The sequence below is a fragment of the Pseudomonas brassicacearum genome (assembly GCF_000585995.1).
Classification (GTDB): domain Bacteria; phylum Pseudomonadota; class Gammaproteobacteria; order Pseudomonadales; family Pseudomonadaceae; genus Aquipseudomonas; species Aquipseudomonas brassicacearum_A.
In genome coordinates this window covers 2,407,129-2,424,342 of record NZ_CP007410.1, presented here as the reverse complement: position 1 = coordinate 2,424,342, position 17,214 = coordinate 2,407,129, and the positions used below count along the sequence as shown (strand labels likewise).

At 62.1% G+C, this 17,214-nt stretch carries 14 protein-coding genes; 4 read left to right on the top strand and 10 right to left on the bottom strand.

Going from position 1 to position 17,214, the window contains the following annotated elements; all coding sequences use genetic code 11:
* The first annotated feature begins 3 nt into the window (after positions 1–3).
* Positions 4–1,467 carry an NADH-quinone oxidoreductase subunit NuoN gene (nuoN, locus tag CD58_RS10585; RefSeq protein WP_025212979.1) on the top strand — a complete coding sequence of 488 codons (1,464 nt, stop codon included), beginning with the start codon at positions 4–6 and terminating at the stop codon, positions 1,465–1,467.
* Between the two features lie 131 nt (positions 1,468–1,598).
* Here nuoN and CD58_RS10580 read toward each other — a convergent pair whose 3' ends face one another.
* Positions 1,599–2,066 (bottom strand): GNAT family N-acetyltransferase, encoded by a 468-nt coding sequence (locus CD58_RS10580; RefSeq protein ID WP_025212978.1) that lies wholly within the window; start codon positions 2,064–2,066, stop codon positions 1,599–1,601.
* 319 nt (positions 2,067–2,385) lie between these two features.
* On the opposite strand from CD58_RS10580, the gene CD58_RS10575 reads away from it, so the two are divergent.
* Both CD58_RS10575 and CD58_RS10570 read left to right on the top strand, forming a co-directional pair.
* On the top strand, positions 2,386–3,495 hold the full coding sequence (locus CD58_RS10575) for an NAD(P)/FAD-dependent oxidoreductase (protein ID WP_025212977.1): 1,110 nt from the start codon (positions 2,386–2,388) through the stop codon (positions 3,493–3,495).
* Positions 3,496–3,692: 197 nt separating this feature from the next.
* Entirely contained in the window at positions 3,693–4,169 is a 477-nt protein-coding gene (locus CD58_RS10570) for a hemerythrin domain-containing protein (RefSeq protein ID WP_025212976.1), read from the top strand.
* Between the two features lie 55 nt (positions 4,170–4,224).
* Here the strand turns inward: CD58_RS10570 and CD58_RS10565 are convergent, their stop codons facing one another.
* The 7 genes from CD58_RS10565 to CD58_RS10535 form a co-directional block, all read right to left on the bottom strand.
* The gene (locus CD58_RS10565; protein ID WP_025212975.1) at positions 4,225–5,103 is read right to left on the bottom strand and encodes a LysR family transcriptional regulator; all 879 of its coding nucleotides are present in this window, start codon (positions 5,101–5,103) and stop codon (positions 4,225–4,227) included.
* A 263-nt stretch (positions 5,104–5,366) separates the two neighbouring features.
* On the bottom strand, positions 5,367–5,996 hold the full coding sequence (gene ycaC / locus CD58_RS10560; RefSeq protein ID WP_003203400.1) for an isochorismate family cysteine hydrolase YcaC: 630 nt from the start codon (positions 5,994–5,996) through the stop codon (positions 5,367–5,369).
* A gap of 147 nt (positions 5,997–6,143) precedes the next feature.
* A complete protein-coding gene (locus tag CD58_RS10555) occupies positions 6,144–7,982 on the bottom strand; it encodes an amidohydrolase (protein WP_003203401.1) in 1,839 nt (612 codons plus the stop codon).
* 170 nt (positions 7,983–8,152) lie between these two features.
* Positions 8,153–8,788: an antibiotic biosynthesis monooxygenase gene (locus CD58_RS10550; protein ID WP_025212974.1), complete on the bottom strand. Its 636-nt coding sequence runs from the start codon at positions 8,786–8,788 to the stop codon at positions 8,153–8,155.
* Entirely contained in the window at positions 8,781–9,194 is a 414-nt protein-coding gene (locus tag CD58_RS10545) for a DoxX family protein (RefSeq protein WP_025212973.1), read from the bottom strand. Before CD58_RS10545 ends, CD58_RS10550 begins: the two co-directional genes overlap by 8 nt.
* A complete protein-coding gene (locus CD58_RS10540) occupies positions 9,191–10,138 on the bottom strand; it encodes a LysR family transcriptional regulator (RefSeq protein WP_025212972.1) in 948 nt (315 codons plus the stop codon). The genes CD58_RS10545 and CD58_RS10540 overlap by 4 nt, the downstream gene beginning before the upstream one ends.
* 182 nt (positions 10,139–10,320) lie before the next feature.
* Positions 10,321–11,142: an alpha/beta fold hydrolase gene (locus CD58_RS10535; protein ID WP_025212971.1), complete on the bottom strand. Its 822-nt coding sequence runs from the start codon at positions 11,140–11,142 to the stop codon at positions 10,321–10,323.
* Between the two features lie 369 nt (positions 11,143–11,511).
* Here CD58_RS10535 and CD58_RS10530 point away from each other — a divergent pair, with 369 nt between their 5' ends.
* The gene (locus tag CD58_RS10530; protein WP_025212970.1) at positions 11,512–14,316 is read left to right on the top strand and encodes an ATP-binding protein; all 2,805 of its coding nucleotides are present in this window, start codon (positions 11,512–11,514) and stop codon (positions 14,314–14,316) included.
* On the opposite strand, the gene CD58_RS10525 is transcribed toward CD58_RS10530, so the two are convergent.
* The gene (locus CD58_RS10525; RefSeq protein ID WP_025212969.1) at positions 14,263–15,750 is read right to left on the bottom strand and encodes an ATP-binding protein; all 1,488 of its coding nucleotides are present in this window, start codon (positions 15,748–15,750) and stop codon (positions 14,263–14,265) included. The two genes, CD58_RS10530 and CD58_RS10525, sit on opposite strands and share 54 nt — an antisense overlap.
* A gap of 184 nt (positions 15,751–15,934) precedes the next feature.
* Positions 15,935–16,885, bottom strand: a complete 951-nt coding sequence (locus CD58_RS10520) for a GlxA family transcriptional regulator (RefSeq protein WP_025212968.1) — start codon at positions 16,883–16,885, stop codon at positions 15,935–15,937.
* Positions 16,886–17,214: the final 329 nt, after the last annotated feature.

Here is a 17,214-nt window from a genome sequence, read left to right as displayed (position 1 = left end):
GCTATGGAATTCACGATTCAACACTTTATCGCGCTTGCGCCGCTGTTGATCACCAGCGCCACGATCATCGTGGTGATGCTGGCAATCGCCTGGCGGCGCAATCACTCACAGACTTTCCTGCTGTCGGTAGCGGGGCTGAACCTGGCCCTGCTGTCGATCCTGCCGGCCCTGAAAGTCGCACCACTGGCGGTCACGCCATTGCTGCAGATCGACAGCTTCGCCTGCCTGTACATGGCGTTGATCCTGGTCGCCACCCTGGCCTGCGTCACCCTCGCCCACGCCTACCTTGGCGATGGCGGTTCGGGTTACCCGGGCAACCGCGAAGAACTGTACCTGCTGATCCTGATGGCCGCCGCCGGTGGCCTGGTCCTGGTCAGCGCGCAGCACCTGGCCAGCCTGTTCATCGGCCTGGAACTGCTGTCGGTGCCGGTCTACGGCCTGGTGGCCTACGCCTTCTTCAACAAGCGCTCCCTGGAAGCCGGCATCAAGTACATGGTGCTGTCGGCGGCCGGTTCCGCGTTCCTGTTGTTCGGCATGGCCCTGCTCTACGCCGAAGCCGGCACCCTGAGCTTCGTCGGCATCGGCCAGGCCCTGGCGGCCACCGGCCTGCCTAGCCCGATCGCGCAACTGGGCCTGGGCATGATGCTGATCGGCCTGGCGTTCAAGCTGTCGCTGGTGCCCTTCCACCTCTGGACCCCGGACGTCTACGAAGGCGCCCCGGCGCCAGTGGCGGCGTTCCTGGCCACCGCGTCGAAAGTGGCGGTGTTCGCGGTGATGGTGCGTCTGTTCCAGATCTCGCCAGTGGCCAGCAGCGGTGTGCTGAGCAACGTCCTGACCATCATCGCCATTGCGTCGATCCTGTTCGGTAACCTGCTGGCGCTGACCCAGAGCAACCTCAAGCGTCTGCTGGGTTACTCGTCCATCGCCCACTTCGGTTACCTGCTGATCGCCCTGATCGCCAGCAAGGGCCTGGCCGTGGAAGCCATCGGCGTGTACCTGGTCACCTACGTGATCACCAGCCTCGGCGCCTTCGGCGTGATCACCCTGATGTCCTCGCCATACAACGGCCGCGACGCCGACGCCCTGTACGAATACCGCGGCCTGTTCTGGCGCCGTCCGTACCTGACCGCCGTGCTGACCGTGATGATGCTGTCCCTGGCCGGCATCCCGCTGACCGCCGGCTTCATCGGCAAGTTCTACATCATCGCCACCGGCGTCGAAGCCCACCAATGGTGGCTGGTCGGCTCCCTGGTGCTGGGCAGTGCCATCGGCGTGTTCTACTACCTGCGCGTGATGGTCACCCTGTACCTGATGGAACCAAACCTGCGTCGCCACGATGCCGAGCTGCACTGGGAACAGAAGGCAGGCGGCGTGATGCTGCTGGCCATCGCCGTGTTGGCGTTCTTCCTTGGTGTGTATCCGCAGCCGTTGCTGACTTTGGTTCAGCAGGCTGGCCTGACAGGTTGATCGTGTAGCGGTAGATCGCAGAAAACACAAACGGCACCTTCGGTGCCGTTTTTGCGTTTGAGAGGTAATGGATTTTCAGAAACCCGTAACCTTTCTTGCTCCAGTTCCTGAGAGATCAAGTCAAACCTGCGCTATAAAAGCCCCTTCACCATAGGGACACATGCCAGTTGAAGCCCCGAAGGGGAATGGTAAATCGCAGGCTTCTCACCCACGAAACCGTAGCGTCGGTAAAAGTTAGCCGCATTCAAAGTTGCATCAAGCTTGACTTCCTCCAGGCCCAATTCTCGCGCCAGGGACTCAAGGTGGTCCAGGACTCTCCTGCCGATACCCCGCTGCATAAAGCCAGGATGCACAAAGATCGCGCCGATTTCGCTGTTCTCCAGATCAAGCATTCCTGTTGCCACCGGCTCTCCGTCAATACAGCCCAGATAGAAGTGCTTCTCCATCAGTGTGTAATAGCCATCCGCAGCCGCACCAGCCGTCCACGCCAATAGCTGCTTTTCAGTATAGGCGCCGATGCATTGATGCCGTATCGCTAGAAGGCGAATGTCGAATGCTGTTTGGGAATCGCTGTGGCCGGCTCGTCTAATCTCGAACATTTCACTCTCCGTCAGCCATGTTCGGACGGGGGAACTAAAAAGCCCCGTCCATCTCTGGCGGGGCTTGGGGTAACACGTCAAATTCTAAGCACGCATGACCTTATGGCCCGCCAGAGGCGGTCATAGAGGAACACATCATGTTCATTCGGCGTATGTAAATCATGGGCGGATAGTGCTGTGGATGGCCGGACAAGTCAATTTCGAAGCAGCCTTGAGCAGTGGGCAAAGTGGATTCTACCCAGACGGCATGACGTCCAAATGCCCCAGCAGGGTTATCCTTGGGATCGGCCAACTTGCAGACCCTGGAGGAGAAACAAGGTTGAACGTCGACATTGAATGCGTGGTGGTGGGCGCTGGCGTCGTCGGGCTCGCCGTAGCCCGGGAAATGGCCCGCGCCGGCCATGAAGTGCTGCTGATCGAAGCCGGTGAAGCCATCGGCATGGGCATCAGCTCGCGCAACTCGGAAGTCATCCACGCCGGCATCTATTACCCACCGGGCAGCCTCAAGGCGCAGTTGTGCGTCGAAGGCCGGCACAGGCTGTACGACTATTGTGAAAGCCACGGCGTCGCGACCCGCCGGCTCGGCAAGTTGATCGTCGCCAAGGACCAGGCCCAGGTGACCGGGCTCAAAGCCTTATTGGAACGCGGCTTGGCCAATGGCGTGGACGACCTGCGCCTACTCGATCAACGACAGGCGCTGGACCTGGAGCCGGGCCTGGCGTGTGTCGCCGCGTTGTATTCGCCTTCCACCGGTATCGTCGATTCCCACGCCTTGATGCTGGCACTGCAGGGCGATGCCGAAGCCGCCGGCGCAAACATAGCGTTCCACACGCCGCTGTTGAGTGCGCGTATCGGCGTCGATGGCTTTCTGTTGGAACTGGGCGGTACGGCGCAGATGAGCTTGTCCTGCCGCCAACTGATCAACGCCGCCGGCCTCCAGGCACCCGCCCTCGCCCGCCGCATCGAAGGCCTGGCGCCGCAATCGGTGCCCGCTGACTACTTGTGCAAGGGCAGCTATTTCAGCCTGAGCGGGCGCGCGCCCTTTCGGCATTTGGTCTACCCCGCTCCGCAAGCCGCCGGCCTGGGCATCCACATGACGTTGGACCTGGCGGGCCAGGCGCGTTTCGGTCCTGACATCGAATGGGTCGAAGGCGAAGACTATCAAGTCGATCCGGCCCGGGCCGAAGCCTTCTACTCGGCAATTCGCAACTACTGGCCCAGCCTGCCGGAGCGAAGCCTGCAACCGGCCTACAGCGGCATCCGGCCAAAGATTTCCGCGCCCGACGAACCCGCCCGCGACTTCCTCATCAGCAGCAAAGCCGAGCATCAGGTGCCGGGATTGGTCAATCTGTTCGGAATTGAGTCGCCTGGGCTGACGTCATGCCTGGCGACTGCCACACGGGTCCGGCAACTGATCGAAAGCGTTTAGCCATCAACGCAAAGTGCAAGATGTTTTTCTCGCCCCTCTTGCAGCTTGCACGAACCCGAAAAACGACACTGACACAACACATTGTTTTTAAACGGTTTTTTAAGTCCACTCGGCTGGCACGGCTGATGCAATTCACCTCATACGCGGCGTCGGCGCTTGAAGCCAACCCGTAAACCGTGAATTGCCAGGAGCTACTTATGAACGCCATTGATCTGTTGAAAGCCGACCATGAACGCGTCAAAGCCATTCTCACCCAGTTGAGCGAGTCCACCGACCGCGCCCTCAAGAAACGCACCGAGCTGTTGGCAAAATTGGAGATGGAAATTTCTATCCACACCCGCCTGGAGGAAGAGATTTTGTACCCAGCGTTCAAGCAGGCAGGTGGCAAGGATGAGGCCGAGATGTATTACGAAGCCAAGGAAGAGCACCGCACCGTCGACTCGCTGGTGCTGCCGGACCTGAAAACCACCGACCCCTCCCAGCCAGAATTTGCCGGTCGCGTGAAAGTGGTCAAGGAACTGCTGGAGCACCACATCGAAGAAGAAGAAAAGGAAATGTTCCCTCACGCGAAGAAGCTGCTGGGCAAAGCGAAACTGGATGCCCTGGGTGAAGAAATGGAAACCATGAAAGCGCAGTACAAAAAAGAACTGAGCAGCGCCAATCTCGCCGCCTGATCCCAACGCCGTAATGCTTCAGCCCGCCTGTGACGGCTGAATGCATTGCGGCGTTTTACTGCATCTGTTCGCGCAAGAACTCCACCAACGCCTGCACCGGGCGTGAGCTTTGTCGATGTTGCGGGTACACCGCCGACAGCGTCAGCGGCTCAGTCTCGAATCCCTCCAATACCTTGATCAACCGCCCATCCTTCAAGGCATCGCCCAGGATAAATGTCGGCAGATAGGTGATGCCCATGCCGGCGATGGCCGCGTCCCTGAGCAAATCACCGTTATTGGCGCGCATGCGACCCGCCACCTCCAAGGTCAAGGGTTTGCCAGCCCCACCGAATCGCCATTGGACCTGACGGCTGTGACCATAGGGCAGGCAGTCATGATTGCGCAGGTCTTCAGGCCGCGTGGGTGTGCCTCTTTGCGCCAGGTACGCGGGGCTGGCGCAGTACGCCCGTTCGATGGTTGCAATGCGCCGGGCGACCAGGGTCGAGTCCTCCAGCACGCCGATCCGCAGCGCCAGGTCATAGCCCTCCCCCAGCAGATCCACCGAGCGGTCGCTCAGGTCCACCTCCACGCTGACGCCCGGATAGCGCTGCAAAAAAACCGGCAAGAGACTACCCAGATGCGCCACCGCGAAGGACAACGGGGCGCTGAGCCGAATGGTCCCGCGCGGCTCGTCGGTCTGGCCGCTGATGCCTTGTTCCACCTGCTCGACTTCGCTGAGCAGACGCAGCGCCGCCTCGTAATAACGCTGGCCCAAGGGCGTAACGTCCAGCCGCCGCGTCGAGCGATTGAGCAGGCGCACCCCCAGGCGCTGTTCCAGTTCCATGAGCTTGCGGCTGACGAACTGCTTGGAAAGCCCCAGCTTGTCCGCCGCAGCGGTGAAACTGCCCGACTCCATGACTTGGGCAAAAATGCGCATTTCTTCGAAGGGGTTCATTGTCATTCCGGGGGTGGACAGTCAGGATGTTCTATGACGCATTGTGGTCTGGGTAAGACAGATTGGGAAGGTGTCGCCTGTGCTGCCGTCATCGCGAGCAAGCTCGCTCCCACAGAGTTATCGAGTGTTCTCGGGACCTCTGTCCACCGCAAAACCTGTGTGGGAGCGAACTTGCTCGCGATGACGGCGGATCAGCTTGCCGAGAAATTGATGCCAGGCACGAAAACGCCCGCACGAGGCGGGCGTCATTGAGCATGAATCGCTTACTTGGCCGTCAGCGCCGAGTAGCTGTTCATCAGGTTGCGGTAGTTCGGAATGCGCTGGGACAGCAGGTTGCCCAGGCCTTCGATGTCGTTGCGCCAATCGCGGTGCAGCTCACACGCCACCGAGAACCAGTTCATCATTTGCGCGCCGGCAGCGGTCATGCGTACCCAGGCTGCCTGTTGCACGGTTTCGTTGAACGTACCCGAGGCATCGGTCACGACGAATACGTCAAAACCTTCAGCCAGTGCCGACAGGGTCGGGAACGCCACGCAGACATCGGTCACTACGCCGGCAATGATCAGTTGCTTGCGGCCGGTGGCCTTGATCGCCTTGACGAAGTCTTCGTTGTCCCAGGCATTGATCTGGCCTGGACGTGGGATGTACGGCGCGTCCGGAAACATTTCCTTGAGCTCCGGCACGATCGGGCCGTTAGGGCCTTTTTCGAAGCTGGTGGTCAGGATGGTAGGCAGTTCGAAAAACTTCGCCAGGTCGGCCAAGGCCAACACGTTGTTCTTGAACTCGTTGGGCGAGAAGTCCTGGACCAGGGAAATCAGGCCGGTCTGGTGATCGACCAGCAGGACTACCGCGTCGTCCTTGTTCAGACGGTTGTACGCAGGCACGTTGCTCATGGGATGACTCCTTTGGGATGGATGTTACAAAACCCTGGTGGGAGCGGGCTTGCTCGCGAAAGCGGTGTGTCAGTCGACGAAAATGCTGAATGTCAGTCCGCATTCGCGAGCAAGCCCGCTCCCACAGGGGAGATCTGTGTGTATCAGTCAGAAGGCAAAGCAGGAGCAGCCAAACGCGCCCCAGAAGCCTTGGAAATCGCTGACCGGGACGTTCGACAGGCGCGCCCGTTCATGGCTATGGGAATGCACCGTGCAAGGACCGCTGCACTGGTGGACCTGCGCCTGCAACGGTGAGGTCGGGCGCCAGTGGCCCGGGACCTTGACCACCGGCGACCAGTCCGGCAGCACCGGGACGCTGGCTGGCCCGAGCTTTTCGAAGTCACCGGCGGCGTATACCACCTTGCCGTCGACCACCGTCAGCACCGACTCGATCCACTTGATGGCTTCTTCCTCGACGCTGAAGAAATCCGCACTCAGGGCTGCCAGGTCCGCCAGTTGGCCGACCTTGATCTGGCCTTTCTTGCCCTGCTCCGAGGAGAACCAGGCGCTGCCATGGGTGAACAGTTCCAGCGCGGTCAGGCGCGGCAGGCCTTCTTCGTGCAATGAGAGGCCGCCGACCGTGCGGCCGCTGACCATCCAGTACAACGAGGTCCAGGGGTTGTAGCTGGACACCCGCGTGGCGTCGGTACCGGCGCCGACCGGCACGCCTTCGGCCAGCATGCGCTTGATCGGCGGCGTGGCTTCGGCAGCCTTGGCGCCGTAGCGATCGACGAAATATTCACCCTGGAACGCCATGCGATCCTGGATCGCAATGCCGCCACCCAGCGCCCTGACCCGCTCGATGTTCTTCGGCGTGATGGTCTCGGCATGGTCGAAGAACCACGGCAGGCCGTTGAACGGAATGTCACGGTTGACCTTCTCGAATACATCGAGCATGCGGCTGATGGACTCGTCATAGGTGGCATGCAGGCGGAACGGCCAACGCTGCTCCACCAAGTGGCGGACCACCGGTTCCAGGTCCTGCTCCATGCCAGGCGGCAGGTCCGGGCGCGGCTCAAGAAAGTCTTCGAAATCCGCCGCCGAGAACACCAGCATTTCACCGGCGCCGTTGTGCCGCAGGAAGTCGTCGCCCTGGTGCAACTTGACGCTGCCGGTCCAGTTCTTGAAGTCGCTGAGTTCTTCCTTGGGCTTCTGGGTGAACAGGTTGTAGGCGATGCGCACCGTCAACTGTTGTTCCCGGGCCAACTGCTCGATCACTGCGTAATCGTCTGGATAATTCTGGAAGCCACCGCCGGCATCGATGGCGCTGGTCAGCCCCAGGCGATTGAGTTCACGCATGAACTGGCGCGTGGAGTTGACCTGGTATTCGAGCGGCAGCTTCGGCCCCTTGGCCAGCGTCGAATAAAGGATCATCGCGTTAGGCCGTGCCACCAGCATGCCGGTGGGTTCGCCCTTGCTGTCACGGACGATCTCGCCGCCCGGCGGGTTCGGTGTGTCACGGGTGTAACCGGCCACCCGCAGCGCGGCGCGATTGAGCAAGGCGCGGTCATACAGGTGCAATACGAACACCGGCGTATCGGGGGCGGCCTGGTTCAGCTCTTCCAGGGTCGGCATGCGTTTTTCAGCGAACTGGAATTCGTTCCAGCCGCCTACCACGCGCACCCATTGTGGCGTTGGCGTGCGGTCGGCCTGGTCCTTGAGCATGCGCAAGGCATCGGCCAGGGATGGCACGCCTTCCCAGCGCAGCTCCAGGTTGTAGTTCAGGCCCCCACGGATCAGGTGCAAGTGCGAGTCGTTGAGCCCGGGGATGACGGTGCGGCCCTTGAGGTCGATGACCTGGGTGCCACTGCCACGCAGGGCCATGGCTTCGGCATCGGTGCCCACGGCGACGAAGCGTCCCTGGCTGATGGCGACCGCGCTGGCGCGGGGCTTCTCACGGTCGACGGTATGGAATTGACCATTGAATAGAATCAGATCGGCGTTCATAGGGTTACCTTTGACGATGGATGTGCGGACACATCAAGAGTAAATACAGTCCATGTGTGGCGAGGGAGCTTGCTCCCGCTGGGCTGCGAAGCGGCCCCTGGCTTTTTGCGGCTGCTACGCACCCGAGCGGGAGCAAGCTCCCTCGCCACAACAGTGCTTGTCATAACCGCTCAGCGATGCTCGGGCTCCAGGTGTTCGTGGGCCTTAGAAGCTTCCATCCAGGGGGCGAACAATCGAGTCGCCAGCGGCATGAACACGTACACCACCGAAAGCACGATGGTCAGGGTGATCAGGAACGTCGCCACCACGTAGTTGGAAAGAAACGCATTGAGCTGCAGCAACGGCCCCCAAATCAGCGGCACCAGCAGGGTGTGGGGCAGGATCACCAGCAGCGTCACCACGGCCTGCTTCCAACGCGGCGGCGGTGTGGCAGCATCGGCCAGCGGGGCGAACCAGAATTCCTTGTGCGGCGCGACTTCGGTCTGGTCGCCGTCGGCCAGCAAGGGCGTCGCCTCCTCCACCAGTTCACGGCGTTCGGGCGAGTCCAGCCAGCGTTGCATGGCCTCGGTGGAACAGAAGCGCAGCACGCAGGTGAACAGCGATAGTCCGCCCCGCTTGCCCCGGACCACGTCCACTCCCAGATGCCCTGGCCACTGACCGGCCACACTTACGATGCGCCGCAACCAGGCCTCGTAGGCCGCGTCCTGGCCGGCCTTGATCCGGTGCTTGACCACCAGGGTGACGATTTCGTCGAAGCCGGGTTTGGCCGGGCTCGCAGGGGAGCCGATGGTTTGAGATTCAGACATGGCGAAGCACTCCAACAAAACGCGTGTTCATCGCCAGGCGCCCGGGGCCGGCAATGAATACGCTGGTAAATATGATCAGCAGCAACCAACCGAACTGCCCTTCTTCCAGGCTCCACTGCGGGTGCACCACCAGCAGCGCAACCGCCAGCAGAAACAGGATGGGCAGACACGCCAGGCGCACCAGGACACCGGCCATGATCAGCAGCGGGCACAGCACCTCGGCGAAGATCGCCAGGACCAGGGTCGGCGCCGCCCCCAGGTGAAAGGGGTCTTCGATGCGCGTCAGCTCGATGCTGTAGTGCAACAGCTTCGGCAGCCCATGGACCCAGAGCAGAAACAGCGCGCCACTCAAGCGCAGGAACAACAAGCCCAGGTCCTGCAACGGACGTTCATCTGTCAGGTTCATCGGTGCGCTCCGTCGGAGTCCGTCGAGGCGGCCGCCGGCAACGGTTGGGACATGTGGGTAGAGATGCGCGAGCGCAGCCAGCGCTCGGCCGGGTCGTTGTCATGCACGCCGCTCCAGACCATCGACAACTCGGCGGCATTGATTTCGAACGGCGGATCCTCGGCACGCAGGGCGCAACCTTCCACCAGCGCGCAGGCGGCGTAGTCGGGCACGGTGGCGATCAATTCGGTACCGGCCAGCAAGGCCCGCAGCCCGCTGAATTGCGGCACTGCCAGCACCACTTTGCGGGCCCGGCCGATTCGAGCCAGGTCCAGGTCGATGTTGCCGCTCAAATCGCCCGAGAACGAGACCATGGCGTGGGGCCGCGCGCAGTATTCGTCCAGGGTCAAGGGGCCCGGGCGCTTGTCGCCGCGCAAGACCTTGCAGGGGATATCTCGCAGTTTCTTGCGCTTGGCATTGGCCGGCAAATCGGTGGTGTAGCTGACCCCGACGCTGATTTCACCGCTGGCCAGCAGCGATGACATCAGCAGGAAATTGGCCCGGCGTACCACCACGATGATGCCCGGCGCTTCTTCGCGCAGTTGGCTCAGCAAAGGTGGAAACAGGCCGAATTCGGCATCGTCGGACAGGCCGATGCGAAACACGTCGCAACTGGTGGACGGATCAAAGGCCTTGGCCCGGCTGACCGCGCCGGAAATCGTGTCCATGGCCGGTTGCAGTTCTTGCAGGATCGCCAGGGCCCGGGGCGTCGGTTCCATGCTCCGACCGTTGCGTATCAGCAGCGGATCATCGAACAGATCCCGTAGCCGCCCGAGTGCCGCGCTCACCGCCGGCTGGCCCATGAACAGCTTTTCGGCGACACGGGTCAGGTTCTTTTCGAACATCAGTGCCTCGAAGATCACCAGCAGGTTCATGTCGAGGCGGCGTAAATCGTTGCGGTTCATGGGTGTTGGTCCTGTCGAATACCAAGGGTTGGTGGAATCCCTGTGGGAGCGGGCTTGCTCGCGAAGGCGCACCGACATTCAACATCTTCGTCGACTGACACACCGCTTTCGCGAGCAAGCCCGCTCCCACATGAAGTCTGTGCTTGCCTCATAGCATCAGGGCAAGCCCCGCACCTCCCCCTTCAGCCCCGGATGAACGCCAGCAGGTCGGCGTTCAGGCGGTCCTTGTGTGTGTCGGTCAGGCCGTGGGGCGCGCCCGGGTACACCAGCAACTGCGAGTTCTTCAGTAATTTGGCGGCGGCGATGCCAGCAGTTTCGATGGGGACCACCTGGTCGTCGTCGCCATGGACCACGAGGGTCGGCACGTCGATGTTGCGCAGGTCTTCGGAAAGATCGGTCTCGGAGAACGCCTTGATGCAGTCGTAGGTGTTCTTGTGGCCGGCGAGCATGCCCTGCATCCAGAACCAGTCGATCATGCCCTGGGAGACCTTGGCCCCCGGACGGTTGGCGCCGAAAAACGCGCTGGCCACATCTTTGTATAGCTGAGAACGGTCGGCCAGGGAGGCCTGGCGGAAACCGTCGAACACCTCGATGGGCAAGCCGCCCGGGTTGGCCGCAGTCCTGACCATCAGCGGCGTGACCGCCGAGATCAGGCCGAGCTTGGCGACCCGCGCGGCGCCATGGCGGCCGATGTAGCGGGCCACTTCGCCACCGCCGGTGGAGAAGCCGAGCAACACCGCGTCCTTCAAATCCAGCCGCTCGATCAGCTCGGCCAAGTCATCGGCGTAGGTGTCCATGTCATTGCCGTCCCAGGGCTGGCTGGAACGCCCGTGTCCACGTCGGTCATGGGCGATCACCCGGTAACCGTTGGACGCCAGGAACATCATCTGCGCCTCCCAACTGTCCGAGTTCAACGGCCAGCCGTGGCTGAAGACCACCGGTTGACCAGTGCCCCAATCCTTGTAGTAAATCTCAGTGCCATCGCGGGTGATGAAGGTGCTCATGACATGACTCCTTGAGGTGGGTGGATCGCTTTATGGTCCGGCCACGAGGGGTATTGGCGTGAGTTAAACGTTGTTAATTTTTTCGGGACTGGTGTGTTAAAACCCCGGATGAAGACTGCTTTTGTGGCGAGGGGATTTATCCCCGCTGGGCTGCGCAGCAGCCCCAAGACCGGCACCTCGGGGTGTCAGGCTGATTGGAGTTTTGGTTTTGGGGGCCGCTTCGCAGCCCAACGGGGATAAGTCCCCTCACCACAGGGTTCTGTGCCGGGCAGGTAGGCAGGGAAAAGCATCCACCGTTGCGCTTGACGCAAAACCTGACGAATATGCTCGGGTACCGCCCTGCACCGGGACCAGAACATTGAGAGCAACATGAGCCATTACCTCAACCTGCCCGGCGAACAGACCGTGCATTTCGGCCCTTACCGGGTTCATCCTCGCCAGCGCCTGGTGCTGGAGGCCGGGCAACCGTTGCGCCTGGGGCGACGGGCGGTGGAGATTCTGCTGGTACTGCTCGAGCACGCCGGGCAGGTGGTGAGCAAACAGCAACTGATCGCCCGGGTCTGGCCCAAGAGCGTCGTGGAAGATACCAATCTGCGGGTGCACGTCGCGGCATTGCGCAAGGCCCTGGGAGATGGCCAGGCTGGCCAGCGCTATATCGTCACCGTGGCGCAACGCGGCTACAGTTTTGTCGCACCGGTGTCGCTCGAACCCCTCGAAGAACTGGCGCGCATCCCTCATCCATCACTGGCCCACAACCTGCCGCTGCGACGCACGCGAATGATCGGCCGCCAGGCCCTGGTGGAAGCGATGGTGGCCCAGCTGCCGCGTAAACGCTTTATCACGCTGGTGGGCACCGGTGGCATCGGCAAGACGACCGTCGCCCTGCGGGTCGCCGAACAGTTGATCGGCCATTACCGCGACGGCACTTATCTGCTGGACCTGGCGCCACTCAACGATCCAGCCATGATTGCCCCCAACCTGGGTGCGCTGCTGGACCTGCCGTTGCATGACGGCAACTCACTGGACGGCATCGCCCGACAGCTCAAGGCGCGGCATCTGTTGTTGGTGATCGACAACTGCGAACACCTGATCGATACCGTCGCCATGCTCTGCGAAACCTTGCTGCGCGGCGCCCCACACCTGCATGTCCTGGCCACCAGCCGCGAAAGCCTGCGTGCCGAAGGCGAGCATGTGCAGCGCCTGGACGCCCTGGCGTTCCCGCCGCGAGAGATGCCCATCGAGGGTTATCCCGCCGTGGAGTACCCGGCCTTGCAGCTGTTTGCCGAACGGGCGATGGCCAGCCATGACGACTTCGAGCTGACCGACCCGCTGGTGCCATTGGTGATCGACATCTGCCAGCGACTGGATGGCATCCCCCTCGCCATCGAACTGGCCGCCGCCCAGGTCGGCCGCTTCGGGCTAGAGGAACTTCACCGTCAACTGCAAGGCAGCGTTGCCCTGCTCCATAACGACAGCGACGCCGCACCGCGCCAGCAAACCCTGCGCGCCACGCTGGACTGGAGCTTCGCGCTGCTCACCCCTTGCGAACAGACCTGCCTGCGGCGATTGGCGGTGTTCATGGGCAGTTTCAACCTGGCATCGGCTGCGGCGGTGATCGTCGGCCAGCATGTCGAGCCCGACCAGGTGCTGGCGGCGGTCAGCCAATTGGTCGCCAAATCGTTGCTCAACGTCGAGATCGGCGATGAAGAGGTGCGCTATCGCCTGCTGGATACCACCCGCAGCCATGCCTTGGAAAAACTGGCCGAGGCCGGCGAATTAGCGGCCAGCCAGACGCGCCACGCCGAGCGTTGCCTGACGCTGATGGAGCAGGCCGAAAAAGACTGGGGAAACACACCCACACGGCTATGGATCGCCCGCTACGCGGCCTATCGCGATGACATCCGTGCAGCGCTCGACCGGGGGTTGGGTCCGCAGGGGTCCCACCCGGTAGCGATCCGTTTGACCGCCCGCACCCTGCCCCTCTGGCAGGAACTGTCGTTGCTCAAGGAGCACGGGCTTTACGTCAGCAAAGCGCTGGAATTATTACAAGCCAGCCCCTCGCCCTGCCCAAGGTTGACCCTCTCCCTGGAACTGGCCCATGCCAGTTTCAATTACCACACCGAGGGCGGTACACCCGTCACCGTCCGCGCCTTCGTCAAGGCCCGGCATTTGGCGCAGCAATGCCAGGACCTGGCGGGCGAGTTGCGGGCTGTGTCGGGGCACATGACCGTCAATCTCAGTCGCGGCAATTACCAGGAGGCTCTGGATCAAAGCCAGGATTTCGATCGCTTGGGCCTGCATGGCGAGCCGGACCTTTCCTTGAGTACCCAACGCCTGCGAGTGCTGGCGCTGCATTTCAGCGGCGACCAGCGCGCGGCGCGGCGCGATGCCGAACAGGTCATCCAGCGCCTGGCCCAGAGCGGACATCTCAGCCGCTTCACCCATGGCTTCGGCGTGCAATACGATCAGAGCGTGGCCGCGCTGACAATTCTGGCGCGCATCCTCTGGCTGCAAGGGTTTGCCGAGAAAGCCCGGCGCACCGCCAACCTGGCGCTGCAGATTGCCTTGCAGATCAACCACGGCATCTCGATCTGCTACACCCTGGCGGTCACCGGTTGCGTGATCGCCCTCTACAACGGCGATCATTCAACCGCTCGGGAAAGGCTCGAACTGTTGAAGCAACAGGCCAGGAAACATTCGGTGATGCTGTTCCATGATTGGGCCTGCCACTACGAGTGCGCACTCGATGGTCAGCCGCTGGACGCGAGCCCCACAAACGGGCTGATCCACGACATCGTTGTCACGCTGCGGGCCGACGCCGTGAGCCCGGTGCAAATCGAGCGCGCCGGCAGCGGTGCCGCAGGCTGGTGCACAGCGGAAGTCCTTCGGGCCAGCGCCGAAACCTTGCTGGCACAGAACGCCCCATCCCTTGAGGGCCGCGCCGAAGATCAACTGCTGGACGCCGTGGCCGTGGCCCGGCACCACAATGCCCTGGCCTGGGAACTGCGCAGCGCCATGTCCCTGGCCCGGCTATGGCAACGCCAGGGTCGGGAGCATGCCGCGCGGGACCTGCTCGGGCCGATCTATCGACGTTTCACCGAAGGGTTCGACACGCCCGACCTACAGCAAGCCAGCGCACTGCTCCTGACCCTGAGTCAACGTCTCGAGCCTTGAGCGGCGTGGCACCCAAGCCTCCTGCAACACGTAATGCCGCTGGAACACCTGCCACTGACCAATGCGCCGTAGTTTTTCCCGGGCATAGGCGCGGGTGGTGTGGAGCAAGTGAAAGTGAACCCCGTCGGCGCCCTGCTCGACCATCACCAGTGATTGGCTCACCAGCCGTGACAGCAACCAAGGCAATTGCCCCACTGCCAATTCGGCACAACTGATCACCGCCATGGCCGCCTTTAGGGTAAAGGGCTCATCAAACACCGACAGGCGCTGGAACACCTTCTGTTCGTCAGCACTCAAGCGCTCGTAACTCCAATCCAGCAAGGCCTCCAGGCTTCGGTGGCGGGCCACCGCCGTGCGTCGTCCATGGCTCAAGAGTGACAAACCATAATCCAACTGCTCCAGCACCCCAGCCACGCCCAGGGCGTCGACCTGGGCTGCCGCCAGTTCCAATGCCAGCGGCAACCCGTCCAAACGCTGGCAGATCTGCGCAAGGACGACCCAGTCGCGCTCCCCCGGCTTGAAGCCTTGCTGCCGGGCGCCAACCAGGTCGATCAACAATTGCACGGCCGGGCACGCCGCTATCTGATGCCCAGGCGCAAGGGCCGACGCCACCGCCAAGCCCTGCAACTGCACAACGCTTTCATCCGTGATGCCCAAGGGTTCGCGGCTGCTCACCAACAGCGACACCCCAGGTGCCGAGCGCAGTGCCTGAGCCAGCACTCGGCAGGCGCCGAGCGCATGTTCGCAGCCATCGAGCACCAGCAACATTCGACGGGGGGCCAGTTGCCGGTCCAAGTGCTCGCCTTGCAGGCCGAGTGTGCGGGCGACCTGCGCCAACACCTGCGAGGCGTCGCTGACGGCGGACAGGTCAACGAACCAGGCCCCGTCGTCAAAATGCTCCAACAACAGCTCGGCCACTCGCAGCACCACGGTGCTCTTGCCGACACCGCCCGGACCGGTCACGGTAGTCAGGGGCTGCCGGGGTACGTCAGCCAATAACCGCCCCAGCACCTTGTCGCGACCGATCACCGGACTCAATCGGGTGGGCAGGTTATGCCGCTCGGATAATCGGGGGGCCCGCCGTTCGACACCCACCTCCAAGGCCACGGTGGCCGCAAAGCAATAGCCTTGGCGGGGATCATTGAGGATGTAGTGACAGCCGTCCCGCCCATCACCGAAAGCCCGCCGCAACGCCGCGATGTGCACCCGCAGGTTGATGTCTTCCACGACGCTGTCGGGCCAGACGCGCGCGATCAGCGCTTGCTTGCTGACGAAAGTGCCGGCGTGCTCAACCAGTACCTGGAGAATGTCCAGGGCACGCCCGCCCAGCGCCAGGGGCTTGCCCTCACACGTAACCAGTCGCTGCTGTCGGTAAAAGGCAAACGGACCGAAGCCCACCGCCGGCTCGGAATCGGGTTTGACGAAACTGTTCATGGGCGATCCAGCGCCGGATAACCAATCCGGGCAGACACGTTACCTATCACTGAACGCGTCTGCCCTGGCTCCTGCGCATCCTTTCCAGAGGGTTCGCCGTTATCTTGGCAGGCGCTGCCAAGAGGACAATGCTGGCACAGGGAGCGTCACGGACATCGCGATGCCCTGGACGGACACACAACGTTCAACTGAATTGCTGGCGATACTGCACCGGGGTCAGGCCGAGCTTTTCACTGAACAGGAAACGCATGTGGCGCACACTGCCGAAGCCACTGCGAAATGCCACGGTCTTGAGGGGCAGATCAGTGCTTTCCAGCAACTGGCGGGCCCGGTCGATGCGTGCGCCTTGCAGGAACTCCATGGGCGTCATCTTCACCTCACGGGCAAAGACCCGGGCGAAATGCCGCGGGCTCATGGCGGCCAACGCGGCCATACGCTCAATGGTGAAGGGTTCTTCCAGATGTTCCATCACATGATTCTGCACCCGGGTAATGGCCGATTCCTGCGGTGCCACGGCCGCCACCAGCGGGCTGAACTGCGCCTGCCCGCCCTGGCGCTTCATCACCACCAACAACACCTTGGCCACGTCCAGCGCCACTTTGCGGCCGTGGTCTTGCGCGACGATGGACAGCGCCAGGTCAATCCCGGCGGTCACACCACCGGAGGTGATCAGGCGCCGGTCCTGGAGAAAGATCTTGTCGGTTTCCACCAGCGCCTTGGGGAAACGGCGGATCAGGCGTTCGGTGTAATGCCAGTGAGTGGTGACGCGGTAACCGTCGAGCAACCCAGCCTCGCCAAGCACGAAGGCCCCAGTGCAAATGGAGCCGTAGCGCGTGGCTCGTTGCGCCGCCGCGCGCAGCCAGGTATGCAGGCCCGGGTGCTGATCGTTGTAGGCCCCCGGCCCGCCCGGTACCAGCAACACGTCATAGGCCGCCCAGGCTTGGTCGATATGAATATCGGCCTGTACCGTCACGCCATTGGACGCCCGCAACGCGCCGCGCTCGGTGCCCAGGGTCAGCAGTTGATAACGATGGTCTGGCTCAAGATAGCGATTGGCGATGGAAAACACTTCAAGCGGCCCGGCCATGTCGAGCAGCAAGAAATCCGGGAACAACACCATTGCAACGGTTTTCATTGGGACATACACCAAAAAATCCAGGTAAGCGCAGCGAAGCCTGATGCTCGCCAACCCAAACCCTGGAATGAAACCCCGTGGGAGATTGCTCGCGATAGCGGAGTGTCAAACGACATTGAGGCAAGCTGAACGGACGCTATCGCGAGCAAGCTCGCTCCCACAGGAGTCGTCGTTTAATTGAGGGCATCAGTCATCCCATGCATTATGGCGAAACGAAGCGCCGGCTGGTCACATTTGAGCATTGTCCACTCAAAGCGGACAGTCTTTCGTTTTCCACCTCCTTATTGAATACTTCGATAACCATTAACCTTCTTCTGAACCCGGTGAAC